The organism is Streptomyces sp. NRRL F-6676 (genome assembly GCF_000725625.1).
Taxonomy (GTDB): domain Bacteria; phylum Actinomycetota; class Actinomycetes; order Streptomycetales; family Streptomycetaceae; genus Streptomyces.
Window position 1 is genome coordinate 1 of sequence record NZ_JOHS01000116.1, and the last position, 1,482, is coordinate 1,482.

1 protein-coding gene is annotated in these 1,482 nt (G+C 66.5%); it reads left to right on the forward strand.

All coding sequences use genetic code 11. The features are described from left to right. The first annotated feature begins 92 nt into the window (after positions 1-92). Complete coding sequence (locus tag IO29_RS31230) at positions 93-1,400, forward strand: site-specific integrase (RefSeq protein WP_051708052.1); 1,308 nt, start codon at positions 93-95, stop codon at positions 1,398-1,400. The last annotated feature ends 82 nt before the right edge of the window (positions 1,401-1,482 follow it).

Here is a 1,482-nt window from a genome sequence, read left to right on the forward strand (position 1 = left end):
ACGCGGGCCTGACTTGGTGACCGATACAGGATCATTCGGGAAGGTACGCCCTTCGCGTGCCGTCCCGAAGACCGATCCACAAGTCATGAGCATTGCTCGACTCGGCATGGTCCCTGGCCGAGGCGCAACCGGACCAGCACACCCAGCCCATCATGCTGTACTGGTCGACCTTCCCGGCGGTTCTGGTGGACGACTTCAAGATGTTCACCTTCGCGGCGCTCGACGGCCCCTATCCACCGGAGCTGAGCCGGATCACGGCCCTTGACCAAGCCAGCGTCGCTACCGTGCACCTGTGGTTCAAGCGTCTGCGTGTCTTCGCGGCCTGGCTTGAGCAGCGCGGCATCGACCGGCTGCTGGACGTGACCGATCAGCATCTCGATCTGTATCTCGACCACGTGCTTGCGATGCAGGCCAGCACCAACACCCGCCGGCAGCTCCTGAGCGCCGTACGTGCCGTCTGGGCCTACGCGCCGCAGCTGCCGCCACAAAACCGGATGTCCGTCGGAGTGCCGTGGAAGGGCCGCTCCCCCGGGGAACTGGCCGAGGACATCAAGACCGGCCGGGGCAACAAGACCCCGAGGATCGAAGCCACCACCATGACCGCGCTGTTGGACTGGTCTCTGCGCATCGTGGAGGACATCGGCCCTGATGTCCGCGACGCGTGGCGGGAATTCCGGCAGCGGTACACGGGCACCCACCTCAGCCATCGCCGGTACGACGGGCTGCCGCAGGCCGAGCGGATGAAGCTCTTCCTCCAGGTCGCGCGTAAAGAGGGCAGGGAACTGCCTGGTGACCCGGAGCGCCCCGGCTCCATCGACTTCAAGTATCTGGCCTGCTTCATCGGGCTGCCCGCGCTGTCCAACTCGCTGTCCGGAGCCTCCCGGTCGCTGGCCGAAGAAGCCGGACTGCCGGTGGCCGAGGACTTCTTCATCGGCCGCGTCACGGGACGGATTGACGGCCGTCCATGGCGGGAGCGGCCGCTCACCGTGTCCGAACTCCCCGCCCTAGTTTGGGTCGTGACTGCGGCATGCTTCGTCACAGTGTCGTACTTGTCTGGTATGCGCCCAGGTGAGGTGGCCAATCTGCGTCGCGGCTGCCGGGCGGACGACACCGAGTCCGGAGAACTGGTGCTGCTCGGGCACCGGGGCAAGGGATACGACCGCAACGCGGCGGAGACGCAGCGGCCGCCGACCCGTCCTTGGGCCGTCGTCACCCCGGTGCACCAGGCCATCGCCCTGCTGGAGTCGCTGCACGAGACGGACCTGCTGTTCCCCACCCGTCTGCCGGGCAGCAGCGGGCACAAGAGCCGCGCGGGCGCGCGGACCTGGGACACCAAGAAGACCAACACGGAGCTGAAACGGCTGCAGGACTGGGTGAACTCCACCGAGCAATGCTCATGACTTGTGGATCGGTCTTCGGGACGGCACGCGAAGGGCGTACCTTCCCGAATGATCCTGTATCGGTCACCAAGTCAGGCCCGCG